3 protein-coding genes and 1 pseudogene are annotated in these 3,323 nt (G+C 64.0%); 1 reads left to right on the top strand and 3 read right to left on the bottom strand.

Going from position 1 to position 3,323, the window contains the following annotated elements; all coding sequences use genetic code 11:
* The 3 genes and pseudogenes from ABOA88_RS23970 to hutC all read right to left on the bottom strand — a co-directional run.
* A pseudogene (locus ABOA88_RS23970) lies at positions 1-286 on the bottom strand (urocanate hydratase); the annotation flags it as partial.
* A gap of 204 nt (positions 287-490) precedes the next feature.
* On the bottom strand, positions 491-1,063 hold the full coding sequence (locus tag ABOA88_RS23965; RefSeq protein WP_367851535.1) for a HutD/Ves family protein: 573 nt from the start codon (positions 1,061-1,063) through the stop codon (positions 491-493).
* Positions 1,060-1,770, bottom strand: a complete 711-nt coding sequence (gene hutC, locus ABOA88_RS23960; protein ID WP_177343683.1) for a histidine utilization repressor — start codon at positions 1,768-1,770, stop codon at positions 1,060-1,062. Before hutC ends, ABOA88_RS23965 begins: the two co-directional genes overlap by 4 nt.
* Positions 1,771-1,915: 145 nt before the next feature.
* Between hutC and ABOA88_RS23955 the strand changes: the two genes are divergently transcribed.
* The gene (locus tag ABOA88_RS23955; RefSeq protein WP_367851534.1) at positions 1,916-3,280 is read left to right on the top strand and encodes a formimidoylglutamate deiminase; all 1,365 of its coding nucleotides are present in this window, start codon (positions 1,916-1,918) and stop codon (positions 3,278-3,280) included.
* Positions 3,281-3,323: the final 43 nt, after the last annotated feature.

Here is a 3,323-nt window from a genome sequence, read left to right as displayed (position 1 = left end):
CGTGGGTCTTGAAGACGCCGACCGGCTTGCCGGACTGAACCAGCAGGGTCTCGTCGTCTTCCAGGCGGGTCAGGGTCTCGACGATCTTGTCGTAGCACTCCCAGTTACGTGCGGCACGGCCGATGCCACCGTAGACCACCAGCTCCTTCGGGTTCTCGGCGACCTGAGGATCGAGGTTGTTCATCAGCATGCGCAGCGGCGCTTCGGTCAGCCAGCTCTTGGCGGTCAGCTTGTTGCCACGCGGGGCGCGGATTTCTACGTCACGGTATTTGTTGTTGTCAGTCACGGGAATGTCCTCTGCGGTCAGGTCGACGGCGGTGTGTCGATGTGAATATACAAACACATCTTTACTTGTATGTACAAGCATGGACAACCAAATTTTCGTACCGTTCCTCGGGAAGCCGGAAAACAAAAAGGGCTGCTGCGCGACCCAATCACAGGAGAAACCCGCGATCAGGCTGCGCAGCAGCCCCTTTTCACAATGCCGGATTTAACGCGGCATCAATTCGATCAGGCAGAACCGCCCTTGCACATCCAACCCGAGCAACCCGTCATTGCCCTCCAGGTGCAAGCAGTCATACAAGCCGAGCTGCTGCTTGGGCTGTCCCGACGCCGTCACCTCCACATGCCCGCTGGCGGCGAACAGCAATACCGTGGAGGCCGAACTGAATATCCGGCTGGTGCCGTCGAACCACTGCAACCGCGCGCGGTAGCGTTGCGGCGCGTAGATCAGGTTGAAATCGCGGATCGCGCCACCGAGCAGCTTGCAACTGACCTGGCTCTCGCCATTGAAAGCAAAGGCGTCGAACGGCAGCAGCGGCCGGCTGGCCTGGCCATCGACCAGCAAACGCATGCCATCGCCTTGCAGCACGGTGATGATCCGCTGATAGCCGGCGAAGGTGGAGAATCCGCCAGACTCCTCGATGTCGGCGATCGACAGGCGCCAGCCGAAGCCATCCAGGCCCTCGCCTGCGTCGCGGGTGATCTCTTCGGTGAAACCGCCACCGTTCTTCCAAGGCATGCGCGGGTAATCTTTAGCGCGCAGCAACTGCAACTGAGTCATTTACTGAATCGTCCTTCGAGGCGATGACGGGAACCGGGATGGATCAGCCGCGCCGCGGTCACCGGCTGGCGACCGGACCAGGTGCGGCGGCGAATCAGCAAGCAAGGCTCGCCTTGCTCGATTTGCAGCAAACGGCACTCCTCGGGTTCGGCGAGGATCGCCTCGACCACGTGCTCGCCCTCGGTCAGTGGCGCGACCTGCGACAGGTAGGCATAGGGCGTTTGCTGGGTGAAGTCCTGCTTGAGGTAGTCCGGGGCGATCTGGGCATTGACGTAGCGATCTTCGATCTGCACCGGCACGCCGTTCTCGTAGTGCACGATCAGCGAATGGAACACCCGCTGGCCTTCGCGCATGTCCAGGGCCAGGGCACGCTCGGAACCGGCGGTCTCCTCGGCGAGGCGGATGACCTGGCAGCTATGCTGGTGACCACGGCCGGCGATCTCGTCAGCGATGTTGTTGACCTCGAACAGCGCCGAACGGGTCTTGGGTTCGGCGACGAACGTGCCCACGCCCTGCATGCGCACCAGCAGCCCTTCCGCGGTGAGTTCGCGCAGGGCACGGTTGATGGTCATGCGGCTGAAGCCCAGTTGGCTGACCAGCTCGCTCTCGGACGGCACCCGGTGATGCGGCGGCCAGCTGCCGTTTTCGATCTGCTGGACGATCATCTGCTTGACCCGGGCGTAGAGCGGCGCCGGCCCTTCGCCCATCTGGGCAACCAGCGCGGAGACAGGAGGTGTCGGCACGGCGTTGAATCCTTGTGCAATTGATTGAGCGGTAGCTTGCCGCAGTTTACCCGGCAGGCAAACGCCTGTATATGTATATACAAGTTAAACAATAACAGGATTTTCCCCGATGCCTGCCTTTTTCGCCGAACGCGCCCTGCTGCCTACTGGCTGGGCCAGCAATGTCCGCCTGGAAGTTGCCGAGGATGGCCGCTTGACCCATGTCGAGGCCGACGCCTCGGCCGAAGGCGCCGAGCGCCTGGGCGGTCCGTTGCTGCCGGGCATGCCGAACCTGCACTCTCACGCGTTCCAACGTGCGATGGCGGGTCTGGCGGAAGTGGCCGGCAACCCCAACGACAGTTTCTGGACCTGGCGTGACCTGATGTACCGCCTGGTCGGGCGCATTACCCCCGAGCAAGTGCAGGTCATCGCCCGCCAGCTGTACATCGAGATGCTCAAGGCCGGTTACACCTCGGTCGCCGAGTTTCACTACGTTCACCACGACCACAACGGCCACGCCTATGCCGACCCGGCCGAGCTGTCGCTGCGCATCAGCGCCGCCGCTGCCGACACGGGTATCGGCCTGACCCTGCTACCCGTGCTCTACAGCCACGCGGGCTTCGGCGGTCAGGTGCCGAGCGAGGGCCAGCGCCGCTTCATCAACTCCAGCGAGCAGTACCTGCGGCTGCAGGAACGTCTCGCCCCGCACCTGGCGGCACAACCCGCCCAGCGCCTGGGGCTGTGTTTCCATTCCCTGCGCGCGGTCACACCGCAGCAGATCGCCGAAGTGCTGGCGGCCGGCGACCAGGCGTGCCCCGTGCACATCCACATCGCCGAACAACAGAAGGAAGTCGACGACTGCCTGGCCTGGAGCGGTCGCCGTCCCCTGCAGTGGCTTTATGAGAATGTCGAGGTAGACGCGCGTTGGTGCCTGGTCCATGCCACCCACGCCGAGGCCGACGAAGTCAGCACCATGGCCCGCAGCCGCGCCGTGGCCGGCCTGTGCCTGACCACCGAAGCCAACCTGGGCGACGGCATCTTCCCCGCCGTGGACTTCATGGCCCAAGGTGGGCGCATGGGCATCGGCTCGGACAGCCATGTGTCGCTCAGCGTCGTGGAGGAACTGCGCTGGCTGGAATATGGCCAGCGCCTGCGCGACCAACGCCGCAACCGGCTCTATCGCGGCGACCAGCCAATGGTCGGTCGTACCTTGTACGACGCAGCCTTGGTCGGCGGCGCCCAGGCGATGGGCCAGGCGGTCGGCGAGCTGGCAGTCGGCAAACGCGCCGATTGGCTGGTATTGGATGGACAGGACCCCTACCTCGCCACGGCCAGCGGTGATGGCATCCTCAATCGCTGGCTGTTCGCCGGGGGCGATCGCCAGGTGCGCGACGTGATGGTCAATGGGCAATGGGTTGTGCGCCAGGGCCGCCACGCGCAGGAGCAAGCGAGCGCTCGAGCGTTCATGGAGGTATTGCGTCAGTTGCTGGACTGATCCGTCACCTGCCCATACGCAATCGCGGGGGGGGGGGTGTGGG

The sequence above is a fragment of the Pseudomonas sp. PKS genome, assembly GCF_051913525.1.
Taxonomy (GTDB): domain Bacteria; phylum Pseudomonadota; class Gammaproteobacteria; order Pseudomonadales; family Pseudomonadaceae; genus Aquipseudomonas; species Aquipseudomonas guariconensis_D.
This window is presented reverse-complemented; position numbering and strand designations above follow the sequence as displayed.